Source organism: Acaryochloris sp. 'Moss Beach', from assembly GCF_021497025.1.
Lineage (GTDB): Bacteria > Cyanobacteriota > Cyanobacteriia > Thermosynechococcales > Thermosynechococcaceae > Acaryochloris > Acaryochloris marina_A.
In genome coordinates, this window is the sequence record NZ_CP071717.1 from 5,639,765 (window position 1) to 5,657,643 (window position 17,879).

Genomic DNA, 17,879 nt, shown 5'->3' on the forward strand with positions numbered 1-17,879 from the left:
GGAGTCTACAGTAGCATTTGAGGATGCCAGTCAGAAGAGGTCAGTTGATATGACTACTGAAGTTTGTTCAGACGGGCATCAGAGTTTGCTCAGATCTGATTTATCGAAGCAGGAGCGGCTGCTAGCAGGGGTCGCCGAAGCCACAAGGCAACTATTAGCGATCGCAGATTTTGATACGGCAGTTAATGGAGCCCTGGAAGCGATCGCAATCGCGACTGAAATAGATCGCATCTTTATCTATCGAAACCACTCAGAGCTGGGGACCCACAGAGAATTTGCGTCTTGTCCTTATGAATGGACAGTAACAGGGGGGGGTAAAGCGAGTGAGCTCCTGAATCAATTTCCGCTGTTTTACGACGAAATTGATGGGTACAGCGATTGGCTGTCTGAATTGAAGGCAGGCCAACCTGTACAAAAGCTCGCACGGGAAATGTCAGAGGTAGGACAGGACAAACAGATACAGGAACAAGCACTGTCAGTACTCACTGTTCCAATTTTTGTAGAGGGTGACTATTGGGGAAACTTTGGCTTTGATGACTGCACCACCGAACGGGTGTGGAGTGAGGTGGAGACTGCGGTGCTGGAGACGGCAGCAGCGAGCTTTGCAGGGGCATTAGAGCGGCAGAATAACCTAGCAGAACTAGAGCGGCGAGATGCTTTGCTCAAGAGTGTGAATATAGCAGCACAATGTTTGGTCGCAACGGATGAGCTGGAGCAGTCTATCCCACAGGCACTAAAGATTTTGGGGGAGGGAACAAAGCAAGATCGAGTTTATGTGTTTAAGAATCTACCTGATTCTAAAACGGGTGAAATTCTTTGGGATATGCCATTTGAGTGGAATGCATTGGGAATTCCTTCTGCTAGTGAGTATGGGATGCATTTGCCCATTCCTATGAGTGCCTTTCCAACCCAGATAACTGAGCCTGTGTTGAATGGACAGGCTTTTCGTTATCTCGTAAGGGATTTGGACGGGATGGCGTTTGATTTAAATAAAGATGCTCAAGCACTTTCACTAGTCGGTGTTCCCTTTAAAGTCGAAGGTCAACTGTGGGGAATGCTGGGTTTTGATGACTGTAAAACTGAAAGAATATGGTCTGATGCTGAAGTTCTAGTCTTAGAAACTGCAGCAGCTTGTATTGGTAGTGCTATTGAGCGTGATCATAGCCAAGAAGCTTGTAAGGCTGCGGAGAGGGAAGTTCTGATAGAGCGAGCAAAGGCTGCTCAGGCTCGTGGAAATGAGCTAGCAAAAATCAACCGTGTCCAGAAAGAGACACTAGATATGCTAGTCACCGAGCCTGAATTATCGCGGTTTTTAGGGTATGTTTTGCAGGCGATTGCCCAGCAGTTTGACTCTCCTTTCCTCGAATATTGGCGTACCGCTGATGAGCAGATTACCTACTTGGAGCAAGTTGTTATCCAGGGTGAAGTTTTGGTAGGCGAACAGCTTGCCGGACATCATGGGGTGGATGGGCTGGCTGTGCCACCAGAGTTAATCATGGTGGATGAGTTATCTCAGCGTACTCAATTTATTGAAATTGAGATTTCACCCGCGAATCCTTTTATAGCGCCTTTTTACGACAACATTTATCATTGGTGTCAAAAGTTCGGTGTGGAGTTGTCTGGTCAGGCGATTAACTTCCCAATTGTGTTGGGAGGTCAATCTTTTGGGGCGATCGCCATTTTCTTGCCAAACGCGCAACCACTGCCTGAGGAGACTATAAAACTGGGCTATGCCCTTACGAATCAAGTTGCTTTAGCGGTGCAGCTTACTCGGCTAGCCGAAGAAAACCAACAGGTGGCAGTGCTAGATGAGCGAGATCGGGCAACTCAGGAACGGGCAAGGGAGCTAGAAGCACATAATCGGGTTCTTGAAGGTCGAGATCGTATCCTTCAAGCAACGACTACAGCTTCGAGTGTTCTGTTAAATGGAGAGGATTTTGATGCATCTGTTAATACCGCACTGAAACTTTTAGGTGAGAGTATCGGTTTAGATCGGATTGCGGTGGGGCAACAGATTAATGATCCCACAGGAAACACTTCAGGTTATATGCACTTTCTCTATGAATGGGATGGTTTTGGAGTCACCTCACAGCTTCAAGACCATGAGGATATGCTCGATTTTCACTGGGATGCCATGGGGCTTAGGAGTTGGTGCCAAGCCAGTTTAAGGGGAGAAGCATTTGGCCAGGTGATTGATGAATTGCCTGAACCATTCCGGTCCCTGATGGAGTCAGTGGATGTAAAGTCCATTCATAATGTTCCCATTTTTGTCGAAGGTGTGTTTTGGGGAGTGTTTGGGATTGATAATTGCCATGAAAAGAGGTTGTTATCGTCAGTCGAGCTAACCGTAATCAAAACTGCAGCGAATTGTGTAGGCGGCGCTATCGCACGAGATCGTGCCCGCAAAGAACGTGAGGCTGCTGCCCAAGCCCGGGTGGCTGAGTTAGCTGAACGCGATCGCATCTTGGAAGCCACGGCCGCCGCTGCAAATGTCATGCTGACCGACGAAGATTTCGACCAAGCTGTTAAAGCCGCGCTTCAAATCGTAGGGGAAGGTTTAGAGGTCGATCGCATTAACCTAGGACAGTATTTCGAAGCAACTTCACCACAAGAAGTTGGCTGCCATGACCTAAGCAACTATGAATGGACATCGGCCAAAACCATACTACAAGCGGAGCATCCTGAGTTTTCTAGAATCAGCGATACAGGTATGGAGCCTCAGTTAGAGGCGCTGCATAGAGGTGAAGTTTTTGGTGGCATTGTAGAAGAGTTCCCTGAGCCCTTTCGTAGCAGCCAACTTGAACTAGGCGTAAAGTCCACCTACGCAGTTCCCATTCGGGCTGATGGTAGGTATTGGGGCATGATTGGTTTAGACGATTGCCATCGTCTCACACGGCGGAGTGAGGCGGAACTTGAGGCTCTCATCACGCTGGCAAATTGTATTGGCAATGCCATTGATCGTGAGCACGAGCGCAAGGAAAAAGAAGTTGCTGCTGCAGCCCGACTGACTGAGTTAGCTGAACGCGATCGCATCTTGGAAACCACGGCTACTGCCGCCAATGTCATGCTGACGGACGAAGATTTTAATACTGCTGTCCATACTGCTTTGGCAATAGTAGGCAACGGTTTAGAACTGGATCGAGTTTTGCTCGGAAAGCATGTGGATGCCGTTTTGGCTCAAGAACCAAACTACATCCAGTTCTTATATGAATGGGTGGCTGAAGGAACAAACCTGCAGACAGAACATCCTGAATTGGTAAAAATTAGCAATGAAGGGCTGGAGTTGATCTATGAAGCATTAAGCCGAGGCAAAATTTTTGGAGGAATTGTTGATGAGCTGCCAGATCCGTTTCGTACAGGTCAGAAAGAGCTAGGAGTCCAATCGACTTACTCTATACCGATTATGGTGGAGGGTGATTATTGGGGCATTATTGCGTTAGACGATTGCCGTCATCTGACGCGACGCAGCGAAGCTGAACTTGAAGCATTGAAAACATTAGCGAATTGTATTGGCAATGCGATTGAGCGTGATCATACTCGCAAGGAAAGAGAGGCTGCTGCTCAGGCTCGTGGGGCTGAGTTGGAGGCGCATAATCTGGAATTGGCAAGCCGCGATCGCATATTGGAAGCAACAGCAGCAGCCGCGAATGTTTTACTAACCGATGACGACTTTGAAGGGGCTTTTAATCGAGCCTTGCAAATTATTGGGGAAGCAGTGGGCACCGATCGGGTGGGACTTGCTCAACATCTTGCGTATATCACCGAGGCTGAACCAGGGCATTGGCGACTAATTCATGAATGGCATGCCCCTGGGATTACCCCTGTCGCCCAAATCTTTTATCCAGAGCCCATGCAGGGGAGCTATGCCGGGGCTGAGCTGCTTTATGAAATGCATCAGCGGGGTGAAGGCTTTAGCTTAACAACGGCTCAGATGCTTGAACCCTTTCGCAGCAATATGGCAACGGTAGGTGTCCAAACCTTGCATGCAGTTCCCATCCTCTTGCATGATCAGTATTGGGGCACAGTGGTATTTGGCGACTGTCGCCAGCAGCGGCAACGAAGTTTGGCAGAGCTAGCAGCCTTGCAAACCGTGGCAGATTGTATTGGCAATGCCATTGATCGCGATCGCAACCGCAAAGAACGAGAAGCAGCTACCAAAGCTCGGGCAGTAGAGTTAAAAAAGAATAATGAAATCCTCTCTCAACGAGATCGCTGGCTCACTGCCACGGCTGCAGCAACAGAAAAACTGCTATCAGAAAATGATCTAAAAAGTGCCGTTAAACCAGCGTTACAAGAAATTGGTGAAAGTATTGGGGTTGATCGTGTTGGCATTATGTATGCCTTCGAACGCGACGGTCAGCAGGTTTTAGGAATTATTGAAGAGTGGATTCATCCGAGTCAGCCTGTTCAAAGTGAGAATGAGGAACTGTCAGCTATTCCTTGCCATCTCATCGGTGAACAGCACTTCAAAGACTTACTAAATGGACAATGGTACGGTGGCGATATTGAAGATTTTCCTGAGCCTTTTTGCAGTAGCCAAAAAGAGATTGGTGTCCAGTCTACCTACTCAGTTCCTATCTTTATTGATGGTCAGTTTTGGGGACTGGTGGGAATTGACCACTGTCGCGAGAAGAAACTTCTAACACAAACAGAGATTGCTGTCTTTCAAACTATTGCAAGTTGCTTTGCCAGTGCTATTCAGCGCGACCAGATTCGCAAAGCCCGTGAGACTGCTGAACGCACAGCCTTAATTGAAGGCGAGCGTGCTGCCCGTACCGCCGAACTGGAAGCTGCAAACCAAGTGCTTACGACTCGTGATCGTTGGCTAGAGACGACTGCTATTGCTGCGAACCAGCTCCTTTCCACGGCTGATATTAGGGTCAGCGTTAACATTGCTCTGCAGACGATTGGTTCTAATCTAGATAGCGATCGTTTAGGCGTCATGCGTTATTTTCCTGACGATACAGAGCTAGGTTATTTTCAAGTCCTATATGAATGGGATGCTGCGGGCACCACTTGCCAAATCAGCAATTTGGAACTGAATCAGATGCCTGCCAGTGACTTTGCCGACTGGACTCGTCGTTTAATGGTCGGCCATCCCGTTGGGGGGGCTGTTGAACAGCAATCTGAACCTTTCCGCAGCAAAATGCGGAGCCTGGGTACCTTGGCAACCTATGCTGTACCTATTTTCATCGAGGCGGAATTTTGGGGGGCAGTGTTTATGGACTACTGCCGTGAACTACGACAGCTTACCCCTGCAGAATTGGCCGTGTTCAAAACCGCCGCCACCTGTATTGGCAGTGCCATTCACCGAGAGCAGATGAGACGCGAACGCGAACAGGCTGAACGCGATACTCTCCTGCAGCAAGAACGGGAACAGGCGGCTCAGAGACGGGCTGCAACCCTAGAGATCTATAATCGACAGCTTCAACAGCGTGATTGCCTACTCAATAGCGTTAATGCTGCCGCCCAGTCCTTGGTTGCTAATGAAGACCTTGATGCGGCTCTGCCCACAATGCTGAAAATATTGGGCGAGGGAACTGCCCAGTGTCGGGCCTATATTTTACGAAATTCACAGGACGAGCAAACTGGCGAGCTGCTGTTCAACCTCATGCTGGAGTGGGATGCACCTCATATTCCTCCCAAGATGGAGGTTGGGGCTCGTTTCCCAGTCCCCATCGAGCACTTCCCTGATCATCTAACCGCTCTTCTCAAAGCAGGACGGGCGACTCAATTTCTTGCCAGTGAATTGGACGGTATCGGCCCAGCAGAGCGGCAACCGGGGCAAGCTCTTTCTCTTGTGGGGGTTCCCATTACGGTTGGAGGTAAATGGTGGGGATTATTGGGACTAGATGATTGTATTGAAGAGCGGGTCTGGAGTGATGCCGAAATTGCAGTCCTGGAAACTGCCGCATCTGCAGTGGGGGGTGCCTTGGAGCGAGACCGCACCCGCCAAGCTCGCGAAGCGGCAGAACGTACTGCTTTGATTGAGCAAGAACGGGCAGCCCGTGCGGATGAGTTAGAAGCCGCGAACCGAGTGCTCCAAACCCGTGAACGCTGGTTAGAAACGACGACCACTGCTGCCAATGTGCTACTGTCTGGCACTGATGTATCTGCGAGTGTCAACGTGGCTTTGCAGACCATCGGCGAGAATTTGGAATGCGATCGCGTTTTTGTTATGCAGGGGATGGCAAAACCAAACGGCTCTGCTGACGAACTTGGCTTTGCTTGCTTAACCCATGAGTGGTGCTCAGAGGGGCTGGAACACCACATTAATATCCCTCAAATTGCAAAAGTTCCGGTTGAGAGATTTAAGGAGACCCTGGAGCAGATAGGCGATAGGCAATGGATTGGTGGCATCGTTGATGAATTAACAGAGCCGATGCGCAGTTACCAACAGTCTCTGGGTGTTAAATCTATGTACTCTGTTCCAGTGTTTGTGAACGGCAAGGCATGGGGGTTGGTCGGTATAAATCACTGCCGGGAGGCTAAACGGATCAGCCAATCAGAACTTGCAGTGTTTCAAACAGCTGCAAACTGTATTGGCAGAGCCATTTATCAAGAGATGGCCCGACGTGATCAGGCAGCTCAGGAACGGGCAAGGCTTTTAGGTGCGGTTGCAGAAGCGGCGAATTTATTATTGCGTTCAGCAGACTATACAACAGTGTTGCCGGAGGTGGTGCGGCTGTTGGGTGAGGCGGTGGAGTGCGATCGCTGTGGTATCGGCCAGGATGTAATGGACCCAAACTCTCATCAATCAGTTGCCAGCATCAAATTAGCATGGGAATGGAGACATCCTGCTAGAGCATACCATTGGGACCACCATTGCACTTACACAGACAAAATTTTTTACTGGGAACATACCCCTTTTATTTACGAGGCCTTAAGAATGGGGCAAGTTGTTAATACCTGCATCGCTGATTTACCTGAACCTGATCGAAGTTCCTTATCAACCCTTGGCCTTTTAGCACAGTGCTTTGTCCCCATTGCTGTAGAACAAAAACTTTGGGGCTTTTTTAACTTTGATAACTATGGTGAATCTCGGCTTTATGATGAGGCAGATATTGCGATTTTGCGGGTAGCGGCAGAAAGTATTGCAGCGGCAATTGCACGGCAGTCTCAAGATGAAGCATTGCGCAGATCAGAACAAGCTATTCTTGCGGAAAAAGAAAAAGCAGCAAGAGAGCGGGCAGCAGAGCTGGCAAAGACAAATGAGGCGATTGGTCGAGCCCTTGTCGCTCTCACCGAAACACCTGAGCTAGGTGAATTTTTAGGGCAAATCTTAACTCAAATGATCAATCAAGTTGAGGCCTGCAAAGCTCATCTATTTTTGTATGACGAAGAGTCAGATACATTGAATCAATATATGGCTGTTCAGGATGGGCAGGTTTATCAAGGCGCGGCTCCAACCGATCCAGACATGTTTCGCCGTCCTGTTCCGTCCAAGATTTCCAACGCTTGGGAGATGATAGTCAACTCTCCTAAACCCTTTACGCTAGATGAGCGCCACCCTGAAGCTGCAGAAGCCTATTGGCCGGAATCTATTCCCTGGCATCAGGCGGAAGGACATATTTCCTCTACCTGCGCCTGCATGAAGGTGGGAGGAAAACCCATTGGTTTTATCGGTTTTGCCTTCCGCCACGTTGCCGTCCTCAGCAACGAACAACTAGAGTTTATTCAATCCCTGACCAACCAAGCGACCCTCTCCATTCACCTGACTCGTCTGGCGGAAAAAGCCAAACAAGCTGCTATTGCACAGGAACAAGAACATGCTGCTCGAGAACGAGCGGTTGAGTTAGCTAAGACCAATGAGGCTATTTCAAAAACGCTAGATGCACTGACAACAACTCCAGAACTCAACGAATTTCTAGGTCAAATTTTGACCCAAATTATTGAGCAAATTGGGGCAGATGATACCCACCTATTTTTGTATGATGCCGAGACTCATACGTTGCGATCGCAACTTGCAGTCCAAAGCGATACCGTTTACTTAGGAAATGCCCCTGGTGACCCTGAACTCTTCTACACAGATATTCCTGCTGATATCACAGCGGCTTGGCAAATTCTTATCAAATCCGGCAAGCCCTTTACTTTAGACGATCAAAATCCTGAAGCAGCAGAATTTCTCTGGCCGACAACCCAGAAGTGGCACGATGCCCGAGGGCATCAATCCGCCACCTGTGCCTGCATGAAAATTGGCAACCAACCCATAGGATTTATTGGATTTGCCTTTTGCGATCGCACCATCCTCAGTACTGAACAGCTTGAATTTGTCCAAGCCCTCACCAACCAAGCCACCCTCGCCATTCACCTCACCCGCCTTGCTGAACAGGCTCGGACCAATGCCCTCACCGATGAGCGTAATCGCCTCGCCCGCGAAATTCACGATACCCTAGCCCAGGCCTTCACGGGCATCTCTCTCCAGCTCGAAGCCGCCAAAAATATCTTGGTCCAACAGCCCGAAACCGCAAAGAGCTACCTAGACCAGGCTCGCGACCTAACCCGTCAGGGCCTATCTGAAGCTCGTCGTTCCGTTCACGCCCTACGCTCCCAAGCCCTTGAGACTGAATCCCTAGTCAGGGCTCTCCAGAAAAGTCTCACCCAGATGACCCTCAATACGTCCCTACAGACTGAATTCCAACTTCAAGGGACTCCTACTCTTCTTGAGGAGGGACTACAGCTCAATCTCCTTCGCATTGGTCAAGAGGCCATTACCAACGCCCTCCGCCATGCCCATGCCCAAACCCTCATTGTTACTCTGACCTTTACAGACCAACAGGTTAGTCTTGGTATCGTCGATGATGGCGTGGGCTTTGAACCCCAAGATGCGGCTGATATAACGGGATTTGGACTAGTGGGCATTCATGAACGAACGGCCCGTTACAAAGGCCAAGTCCAGATTATGAGCCAGCCGGGTAAAGGAACCTCTATTGAAGTGACTCTGCCCACCCAGCTTAAGGGGTAAAGTTTGGATTGAAATGTCGAATTAACCGCACAGTTCGTTGATATTCTTGCTGATTGCCCTGTTTGGCGAACAGCCCTGCGGCCTGTCTCAGATCGACCAACCCATTCGTTTGATCTCCCAAAGAGAGCCTGACACTTCCCCGATACAGATAGGCTTCTGCGAATCGGGAGTCTCGCTGCACCGCATCATCAAAATCTTCTAGCGCCCCGAAGTCATCCTCCAGCTCAAACCGCACTTTTCCCCGATGGTAGTAGGGAGCAGCCCTGTCTGGATCCAAAAGAATGGTCTGGGTGAAGGTTGCGATCGCAGCTTGATAATTTCGCTGTTGTAGATGAGCCTGCTCTTGACGAATTAAACCGACAAGATTGTCCTCCAATGCGATAGCGGTCTTGGGACCTAAAGTCAGCAGCAGCACCATCCCTAAACCGAATAGTTTGTTTGATTTCAACATTTTCCGATTCGCCAATATCTCTCAAAATCAACTCGGCATTGTAGCGGAGTTGTATGGTTAATCATGGAGCAGCAACCTGAAAATAGCCTGAGCCAACCTCAAATAAGCAAATATGTCTCCACTCATCCGTCTCCTTGTCGTTGAAGATCACCCTGTTGTCCGCCATGGCATTATTGCTATCCTCAGTCAGGCCGAGGATATGGATGTGATTGCCGAAGCCGAAAACGGTTTAGAAGCCATTGACCAATACCAGAAGCATCAGCCTGATATCACCCTTATGGATCTGCGGATGCCCCATCTCGAAGGGGTAGAAGCGATTGCCCGCATTCGAGCCCAAACCTCCAAAGCCCAGATCATCATTCTCACAACCTACGATACGGACGAAGACATCTATCGGGGACTTCAGGCCGGAGCACGGGGTTATATTCTCAAAGACACCACAGCCACAGAACTGATCCATGCTATCCGCACTGTTCATGGTGGCAAACGCTACATTCCTTCAGAAGTCGCCCTCAAACTAGCTGACCGGATTGACGATAGCGATCTCACGGATCGGGAACTCGAAGTTTTGCAACTCCTGAGCAAGGGGAACAGCAACCAAGAAATTGCCGCTGCCCTAACGATTTCCGAAGGGACCGTCAAGTTTCATATCAACAACATTCTTTCCAAATTGGGGGTCAAAGATCGCACTCAAGCGGTGATTGTAGCCTTAAAAAAGGGATTAGCCCGACTCGACTAGGGCTGTTCTTCTGTAAACCTAGCCAAAAGTTATGGATGCTCCCCCTCTGAAGGTTGGGAATTTCTCATGACTCCCCTATAGCTCTATTCCTGAACACTGGGCTAGCGCTTTTACTGGTCTGATTTGGTATAAAAAGTCAGGTCTGACGACAAGCGACGAATGACCTTGCCTCTTCGTAAAATCTATTTCGTGAAGGCAATTCACTCTTGTAAACGGACGGAATAACGATCTATGCCGCCGCCCTTACGCCCTTGCGATCATTATCAAGGTTCTCTCGATGAGGTTGTGACTCTCATCATTTATGGAGATTATCAATGTTCCCAGTCATCCCAAGCCTACAGAACAGTCAACAATATTTTGAATACATCCACCCATCCCTTCTGTTTAGTCTATCGACACTTTCCCCAAACCCCACCCCATACTCCTGCGTGGAAGGCTGCTGAGGCTGCCGAGGCCGCCTCGGCTCAGGGGAAGTTTTGGGAAATGCATGACCTCTTATATCAGCATTCAGCAAGCTTAGAAGATGACAAACTGGTTGAGTATGCGGTCGAGATTGGCCTTCATATTCCCCACTTCCTTAAAGGTCTCACTAGCCATACCCATACTGCGCAAGTGCAGGCTGATGTGGACAGTGGGATTGCTAATGCAGTCAAAACCCCGCCTACTGTCTTGATTAGTATTCGCTGTCAAAAAAGTCAATCCTTAGAACCCCTCCTTTCTAAGGTGAAAGAGATTGCTGCACTGACTCAATCTAAAGATAGTTCTTAAACGGTGACTCAGAATTATTTTAAAAAATGAATTTCTATGATTTTTTCAATTGATTTGAAGATTAGACTTCATAACTTCTTTCACTAATGCTAGAAACTTTTGCCTGGGAGACCAACTCAGTACACGTCTTAAACAGTCATATTAAGTCTAACTCCCCATTTTCCTGCCTCAGGTTTGTACAAGAGTATTGCCTTCTCAGTCGTTCAAACTCAGCAGAGACTTTACATGAGCATTCAAGAGCAATTAGAGCAGCCGTTTTATAAACTGGAAGGCTTCTCCTTTTATGCCGCTAACGAACCCCCGACTTGTTATGAGGAACATCGTCACGATGAACTCGAAATATGTTTAATGCTCAATGACGCAGCCGCACAGGTCGAGTGGCTGCCAACAGACGGTGGATCAAAATATCGCCAAATCTCTGCCGATAAGCTCTGTATTATTCCATCTCACCATTCCCACACCCTTGCCTGGGACATGCCTGCAGACTACATTTTAATTTTTTTGCATCCGAGCTTTGTTCTCCAAACCACCTATGAATGGACCCTGGGTCGCTCCGTTCAGTTTGAAGGGCAATATGCCATTTCCGATTCACTGATTCATTCCCTCGCCCTAACCATGCGCTCCGCCTTTGACAACCAGGAATTTATTGATCATCTCTACATTGATTCCTTGGTCAACGTATTAGCAATGTATCTCCTCAAAGCCCACTCAGATTGTCAATCTGTTGTCAGTAACTCTCCTCGACCTCAGAGGTGGTTGCGACAGACCCTTGACTATATTCATGATTCCCTCGGGCAAGATCTGCGACTATCAACCCTGGCAAATATTGCCCAAATGAGTGAGAGCAGTTTTTGTCATCTTTTTAAGGAGCAGATGAGTATCTCCCCCCACCAATACGTTATTCGCCAACGCATTGAGAAGGCCAGATTGCTGCTCATTGATAAGAAGTTACCGATTGTGGAAATTGCCTATGACTGTGGCTTCAATAGTCAAAGTCATTTAACACTCTATTTTCGACAGCATGTGGGTATAACCCCCAAGGCGTATCAAGATGCTCATTAATGACGAACTAGGGCAGGAAATTAGGTGATATTCTTCAACCTTTTTTCTGGGAAATTAGAAAGAGGTTAAGGTCATTCCTTAAGTTCTCCCTTAACCTCATTATCTTGACGCACAAACTGTAAGGACTATTGCTCAATAGGAAGATTGTTTGTAGAAACAATCTCCCATGAACCCCAATGAGGATTTTTGCTCTCCTGATGAAGATTCACCGATCTGCTCCGTCAACTGCGGCGATCCAGACTCTATTCTCCAAATTTGTCCTGAACGCCCTCAACTCTCCAGTCAGGCAGCTGGGTGGGATGGACTCATTCTCAAAGAACACCATCAACCGGCTCATACCACACCAGCCCATGAGTTCACTCAGCATGTATTAATCCTTTCGCCCTTGGATGAAGAATTTGAGGTGGAGTATCAGTTAGGTGAGCTATCCTTTCAGGGACCCTATGGCAATGGGGAGATTATGATTATTCCAGCCCATACCCGCCAGCAGTGTCAGTGGCATCAGGGGGTAAAGTTTCTCAGCCTTAGCCTCGAACCTCAATTTTTCGAGACGGCTGCTTATGATTTAACAACTGTAAATCGCTTTGAATTACTGCCGAATATTGCTGTTCAAGATCGTTTGATCTATGACATTGGCACGGCTTTACGGCAAGAACTCAATACTCTCGACCTCGCGGATCACCTGTATGTTGACTCCCTAGTCACCGCCTTATCCATCCATTTGATGAAACGGTATTGTGCTCAAGTTCCCCGCATCAGTGATCCCTCTGACAAAGGCTTGTCCCCAGTGCTGTTGAGTCGGGCATTGGCATATATCAACGATCAATTGGATCAAAATCTGAAATTAGTGGATCTTGCCAAAGAAGTAGGCATGAGTCGTTATTACTTTTCACGACTGTTTAAGAAATCTATGGGGATTGCCCCTCACCAGTACGCCATTAAGCAGCGCATCGAAAAAGCTAAGCGGTTGCTGAAGCAGTCGAATATCCCCATCGCCATGATTGCTCAACAGTGTGGTTTTACCAATCCGAGCCACTTGAGCAAATATTTTCGTCAGCTCACCGGGGTTACCCCAAAAGCCTTTCGAGACCAATATCGTTGAGTTGAGAATGAGTGCAAGATCGTAATAGTACCTGCAGGAATATAAAAGATCTTTATCCGGTTAACTTTGTATTCTAAAGTCATTGGCATCACACCCAGAGGTCAACTTCACTAGCTGATGAACGACGATTCATTGGCTAGTGAAGCCCAATATAAAAAGTGCTTCGGGTGTCATCTCATCAGTGGGTGATAGCTCCGGATACTGGCCCCTAATGTTTCTGTTAATTTCTAAAACTTAAAAGCTATCGAGAATTTTATGGAGGTGATCAACAGCAATACAATTAGTAAAAAAACAGCACTTTATTTATTGTTTATGGCTAAGTATAGAGTGACGTTTTCGCTAGTGTTAGAAATTATAGGGTGACGTTTATTTATTCCTTGATATTTAATTTACTTATGTCTAATGTAGAGGTTTTCAGTCTTGCCACTGACTATAGCAATCTGAAATCAATCGTGAGATGTAGAGAGGCTGAAATCTTTGCCAGTATCCATTTAGGTTGAATATAATTCTCACAACTCACGTCAGATCGCTATATGTGCATCAACAGTTTGAACTAGTCTCAGAACAGAATTATTCCCCCTTTGCTGATTAACTGCAGCAATCCATTCATCTCTCAGATGACAGGGCGGCCTTCTTTTATTCATCCGTTAGGAGACAATCATGAGTGCTGTTTCAGCTCTTAAATAACTCAATGTCCTGCAATCCCTAAAGTGCTGTCGTCAGTCCATGGGGTTTGACTATATTCGTCGCTGTTCTTAGGAAAGCGAAGACCTGAACGGGCGAGCAGGTGATGAAGAAATGCAGGAGGATATCTCTAATTCAGCGATTTTTCAGGAGGCCAGACTGCAGCTGTTCAATGATCCAGGTAATGGGGATGTGCTCACTGAATCGCTCACGTCCGAGGGAACTTTCAAGTCTGAGCAGAGCGCCAACGTCACCTCCTTTAAGTTCTTTTTGACAGCGACATTGAGTTAAGGCTGAACATCCTGATCATTGCCCTTCAAGGAGCCTTGCCTTAGTTTGCTCACCATTCCCCTGATGGGAGTTGCTTTCTGCTGGGCTCAATACCAGTACCTACGAATGTCCTAAGAGGGATTCAGGAGCTTCTCAAGACTGTGCTTCCACAGCTCATTTAATGCTTAATTCTAATCCGCAGCTAAGGAGAAAACGATGGAAATCGGAATGATCGGTCTCGGTCGAATGGGGGCCAATATTGTTCGGCGTCTGATGCGTTATGGACATAGTTGTGTGGTCTATAACCGTACGCCAGATAAAGTCACCCAACTCGAAGCTGAAGGGGCTATCGGAGCTGTCTCGTTAGAGGATTTAGTCCAAAAGCTCACCCCTCCCCGCACCATCTGGGTGATGGTGCCTGCGGGAGAAGTGACTGAGCAGATGATCATGATGCTGGCAGACAAACTGGACCGCGACGACATTATTATTGATGGCGGCAACTCTTACTACAAAGACGATGTGAGACGAGCCCAAACCCTGCAAAACCAAGGTATTCACTATGTCGATGTTGGGACTAGTGGAGGGGTTTGGGGATTAGACAGAGGCTACTGCTTGATGATTGGGGGACCCCAGGAGGCCGTCGACCATCTGGACCCTATTTTGAAAACCATTGCGCCAGGCAAAGGAGACATCGAAACTACCCCCGGCCGAGACTCGCTCAATGCTACCGCCGAAGAAGGTTATTTGCATTGTGGCCCCGTGGGGGCTGGACATTTCGTCAAGATGGTACATAACGGCGTTGAATATGCGCTGATGCAGGCCTATGCCGAGGGCTTTGATATTTTTCGCAGTGCGAACTCCGATGAACTGCCTGCTGCCCATCGATACAACTTGAACACGGCTGACATTGCCGAGGTCTGGCGACGGGGGAGCGTGGTGGGTTCATGGTTGCTCGATCTAACCGCCATGGCTTTAGCTGAGGATCCAGCTTTGTCTGGCTATTCTGGCCATGTCCAAGACTCCGGTGAAGGACGGTGGACCTTAATGGCTGCCATCGAATCTGCCGTTCCGGCGGATGTCCTATCCGCTGCTCTATATACGCGGTTTCGCTCTCGCCAAGAGCATACCTTCGCCGAAAAAGTATTGTCGGCCATGCGCTACAAGTTTGGCGGTCATGTAGAAAAGTAAGGAAGCCCTAATGATCACTGCCACAGCACCCAGCTTAAACGCGACTGATCCCATTCAAGCAGTTGGCCCTTGCATCATTGTTATTTTTGGAGCTGCTGGAGACTTAACCAAACGGAAGTTAATTCCGGCCCTCCATAACCTAGCCCAGAACAAACTCCTACCGGATTCCTTCGCCATCCTAGGGATTGGCCGCACCCCAATTCAAACCGAAGCATTTCGCACCCAAATTCACCAGAATTTACAGAAATTTGCTTCAGATTTACTGGAAGCAGATTTATGGCAGTGGCTAGAGCCCCGGCTTCATTACCTAGCGGGTAACTTTCAGGCCCCAGAGACCTATGGTCATCTAGTTCAACAACTACAGCAGCTCGATCAAGACTTTGGCACCCAGGGCAACTATCTCTTTTATTTCGCCACGGCCCCGACCTTTTTTACGGAGATTACCCAGCAGCTCGGTACAGCTGGCCTCGTCCAGGAAACCTCTGATCAGTGGCGACGAATTATTTTTGAAAAGCCTTTTGGCCAGGATCTAGCCTCTGCCCAGGCATTAAATCAAGCCATTGGTCAGGTCCTCACCGAACCGCAAATCTACCGCATTGATCATTATTTAGGTAAGGAAACGGTTCAGAATATTTTGGTGTTTCGGTTTGGTAACGGCCTATTTGAGCCTGTTTGGAACCACCGCTACATTGATCATGTACAGATTACCGTTGCTGAGCAGGTGGGGGTTGAGAGTCGCGGGGGCTACTACGAAGGTTCAGGTGCCCTGCGAGATATGATGCAAAATCATCTGTTTCAGCTCTTAGCGCTCACGGCCATGGAGCCACCGGTCTCTTTTGAGGCAGATGCGGTTCGGGATGAGAAGTCTAAAGTTCTCAAGGCCATCGAACCCCTCACGGCAGAAGAGGTTCTCACCTGTGCGGTCCGCGGACAATATGGCGAGGGTCTGATGAAGGAACAGCCGGTTTCGGCCTATCGACTAGAATCTCGGGTGTCTCCAGACTCGAATACGGAGACCTTTGCGGCTCTTAAGCTCACTATTGATAACTGGCGATGGGCGGGAGTGCCCTTTTATCTGCGCACGGGCAAACGGCTGCCTGAGCGAGTCAGTGAAATTGCGATTCAGTTCAAGCGAGTCCCTTCCCTGCTATTTCGGGAGACTTCCATTGATCAGCTGACCGATAACTTTTTAGTCCTCCGATTGCAGCCCAATGAAGGCATCAGTCTTCAATTTGGGGCCAAAGTGCCTGGCCCTAAGGTCCGCATGGGCAGCGTCAATATGGACTTTTGCTATGCCAACTACTTTGATTCCACCCCAACCACTGGGTATGAAACCTTGTTATATGACTGCATGATTGGCGATGCCACTCTATTCCAACGATCCGACAATGTGGAGTTGGGCTGGCAGGTCGTTACGCCGATTTTAGATGTGTGGAATGCCCTCCCCAGCAGAGATTTTCCGAACTATGGGGCTGGGAGTTGGGGACCTCAAGCAGCTACAGAATTGATGGCACGAGATGGACGTCAATGGCGCAGCACCAGTCCTCAGTTTTGCAGTTAATTGGAAAAAGAAATGAATCTTCCTACCACCTTCAACGGGCATCTCTGGCAACAGCATCGACGCTCTGAGCAGCCGATTGAAATCTCCATCTTGTTGACCCAGATGGGCTTTGCGGCCAAGGTGCTGGCCCAGGAAATCAGTCGAGCCGCCCTAGTGGGAAATTTAGGTCTCGTCGGTGAGAAAAATGCCACAGGAGATGCTCAAAAAAAGCTCGATGTGTTTAGCAATCAGATCATGATTGATGCTTTTTCTAACATCGGTTTGGTGGCTGCGATCGCATCCGAAGAACTCGACCAGGTGAAGTTGATTGAATGCGGCCAGCAGGCCCAATATATTCTCTGCACCGATCCTCTAGATGGTTCCTCTAACACCGATACAGGCAGTGCTGTCGGTACAATCTTTGGTATCTATCGCCGTCAAACGACTGGATATTGCAGTACCGAAGCGGATGCCCTGCAGCCCGGTACAGAACTGGTGGCTGCGGGCTATGTCCTCTATGGCACCAGTACGATGTTGGTCTATTCCACTGGCAGCCGGGTTGATGGGTTTACCCTTGATCCGAGTTTGGGGGAATTCCTCCTCTCCCATGAGAATATTCGCTGTCCTGAAACAGGCAAGACCTATAGTGCCAACTTGAGCTATTACCAGGAATGGCATCCCCATATTCAAAACTTTGCGGATTACTTAGGCGATCGCAAGTCTCATGCAGCCCATACCCTCCGCTATAGCGGTGCCCTCGTTGCTGATGTCCATCGCTGTTTACTAGAGGGAGGACTCTATTTTTATCCCCCCACGGAGGATCAACCCGACGGCAAGCTGCGGTTGTTGTATGAATGTGCGCCATTGGCTTTTTTGGTGGAACAAGCAGGGGGGAGGGCGACTTCCGGCCAAGCTCGAATTATGGAGCTAGAAGTGACCTCTATTCACCAGCGGTCGCCCCTGGTGATTGGCAGCCAATCTGCTGTTGATCTATACCAAACCTTTCTGGAGCAAGGGAAAGCACCCTAGATACCTCTAATAAATTGGGTTTCTCAGATGTAATGAGGTGATTGCTTAACTAGTATTCAGAGTGCCATCAGTAAAACTTAA

At 48.5% G+C, this 17,879-nt stretch carries 10 protein-coding genes; 9 read left to right on the plus strand and 1 reads right to left on the minus strand.

Features of this window, described 5'->3' with window-relative positions; all coding sequences use genetic code 11:
- Window positions 1-49: 49 nt before the first annotated feature.
- Window positions 50-8,965, plus strand: a complete 8,916-nt coding sequence (locus HRE53_RS26330) for a GAF domain-containing protein (RefSeq protein ID WP_235108578.1) — start codon at window positions 50-52, stop codon at window positions 8,963-8,965.
- Here HRE53_RS26330 and HRE53_RS26335 read toward each other — a convergent pair.
- Window positions 8,955-9,416: a tetratricopeptide repeat protein gene (locus HRE53_RS26335; protein ID WP_235108579.1), complete on the minus strand. Its 462-nt coding sequence runs from the start codon at window positions 9,414-9,416 to the stop codon at window positions 8,955-8,957. The genes HRE53_RS26330 and HRE53_RS26335 overlap by 11 nt on opposite strands.
- Window positions 9,417-9,528: 112 nt before the next feature.
- Between HRE53_RS26335 and HRE53_RS26340 the strand changes: the two genes are divergently transcribed.
- The 8 genes from HRE53_RS26340 (at window position 9,529) to fbp (ending at window position 17,798) form a co-directional block, all read left to right on the plus strand.
- Entirely contained in the window at window positions 9,529-10,155 is a 627-nt protein-coding gene (locus tag HRE53_RS26340; protein ID WP_235108580.1) for a response regulator transcription factor, read from the plus strand.
- A gap of 231 nt (window positions 10,156-10,386) precedes the next feature.
- The gene (locus tag HRE53_RS26345) at window positions 10,387-10,923 is read left to right on the plus strand and encodes a thioredoxin domain-containing protein (protein WP_212666032.1); all 537 of its coding nucleotides are present in this window, start codon (window positions 10,387-10,389) and stop codon (window positions 10,921-10,923) included.
- Between the two features lie 225 nt (window positions 10,924-11,148).
- Complete coding sequence (locus HRE53_RS26350) at window positions 11,149-11,985, plus strand: AraC family transcriptional regulator (protein WP_235108581.1); 837 nt, start codon at window positions 11,149-11,151, stop codon at window positions 11,983-11,985.
- 166 nt (window positions 11,986-12,151) lie between these two features.
- On the plus strand, window positions 12,152-13,087 hold the full coding sequence (locus HRE53_RS26355; RefSeq protein WP_212666034.1) for an AraC family transcriptional regulator: 936 nt from the start codon (window positions 12,152-12,154) through the stop codon (window positions 13,085-13,087).
- A gap of 798 nt (window positions 13,088-13,885) precedes the next feature.
- Window positions 13,886-14,062: a hypothetical protein gene (locus HRE53_RS26360; RefSeq protein WP_235108582.1), complete on the plus strand. Its 177-nt coding sequence runs from the start codon at window positions 13,886-13,888 to the stop codon at window positions 14,060-14,062.
- 195 nt (window positions 14,063-14,257) lie between these two features.
- Entirely contained in the window at window positions 14,258-15,229 is a 972-nt protein-coding gene (gnd, locus tag HRE53_RS26365) for a phosphogluconate dehydrogenase (NAD(+)-dependent, decarboxylating) (RefSeq protein WP_212666035.1), read from the plus strand.
- Between the two features lie 10 nt (window positions 15,230-15,239).
- Entirely contained in the window at window positions 15,240-16,790 is a 1,551-nt protein-coding gene (gene zwf, locus HRE53_RS26370; protein ID WP_235108583.1) for a glucose-6-phosphate dehydrogenase, read from the plus strand.
- A gap of 12 nt (window positions 16,791-16,802) precedes the next feature.
- Window positions 16,803-17,798 (plus strand): class 1 fructose-bisphosphatase, encoded by a 996-nt coding sequence (gene fbp / locus HRE53_RS26375; RefSeq protein ID WP_235108584.1) that lies wholly within the window; start codon window positions 16,803-16,805, stop codon window positions 17,796-17,798.
- Window positions 17,799-17,879 lie beyond the last annotated feature (81 nt).

Coding starts and splice junctions, on each gene's coding strand:
- zwf (WP_235108583.1), top strand. CDS start 15,240: ATGATCACTGCCACAGCACCCAGCTTAAACGCGACTGATCCCATTCAA.
- HRE53_RS26355 (WP_212666034.1), top strand. CDS start 12,152: ATGAACCCCAATGAGGATTTTTGCTCTCCTGATGAAGATTCACCGATC.
- HRE53_RS26330 (WP_235108578.1), top strand. CDS start 50: ATGACTACTGAAGTTTGTTCAGACGGGCATCAGAGTTTGCTCAGATCT.
- gnd (WP_212666035.1), top strand. CDS start 14,258: ATGGAAATCGGAATGATCGGTCTCGGTCGAATGGGGGCCAATATTGTT.
- HRE53_RS26340 (WP_235108580.1), top strand. CDS start 9,529: ATGTCTCCACTCATCCGTCTCCTTGTCGTTGAAGATCACCCTGTTGTC.
- HRE53_RS26335 (WP_235108579.1), bottom strand. CDS start 9,416: ATGTTGAAATCAAACAAACTATTCGGTTTAGGGATGGTGCTGCTGCTG.
- fbp (WP_235108584.1), top strand. CDS start 16,803: ATGAATCTTCCTACCACCTTCAACGGGCATCTCTGGCAACAGCATCGA.
- HRE53_RS26350 (WP_235108581.1), top strand. CDS start 11,149: ATGAGCATTCAAGAGCAATTAGAGCAGCCGTTTTATAAACTGGAAGGC.
- HRE53_RS26345 (WP_212666032.1), top strand. CDS start 10,387: ATGCCGCCGCCCTTACGCCCTTGCGATCATTATCAAGGTTCTCTCGAT.
- HRE53_RS26360 (WP_235108582.1), top strand. CDS start 13,886: ATGCAGGAGGATATCTCTAATTCAGCGATTTTTCAGGAGGCCAGACTG.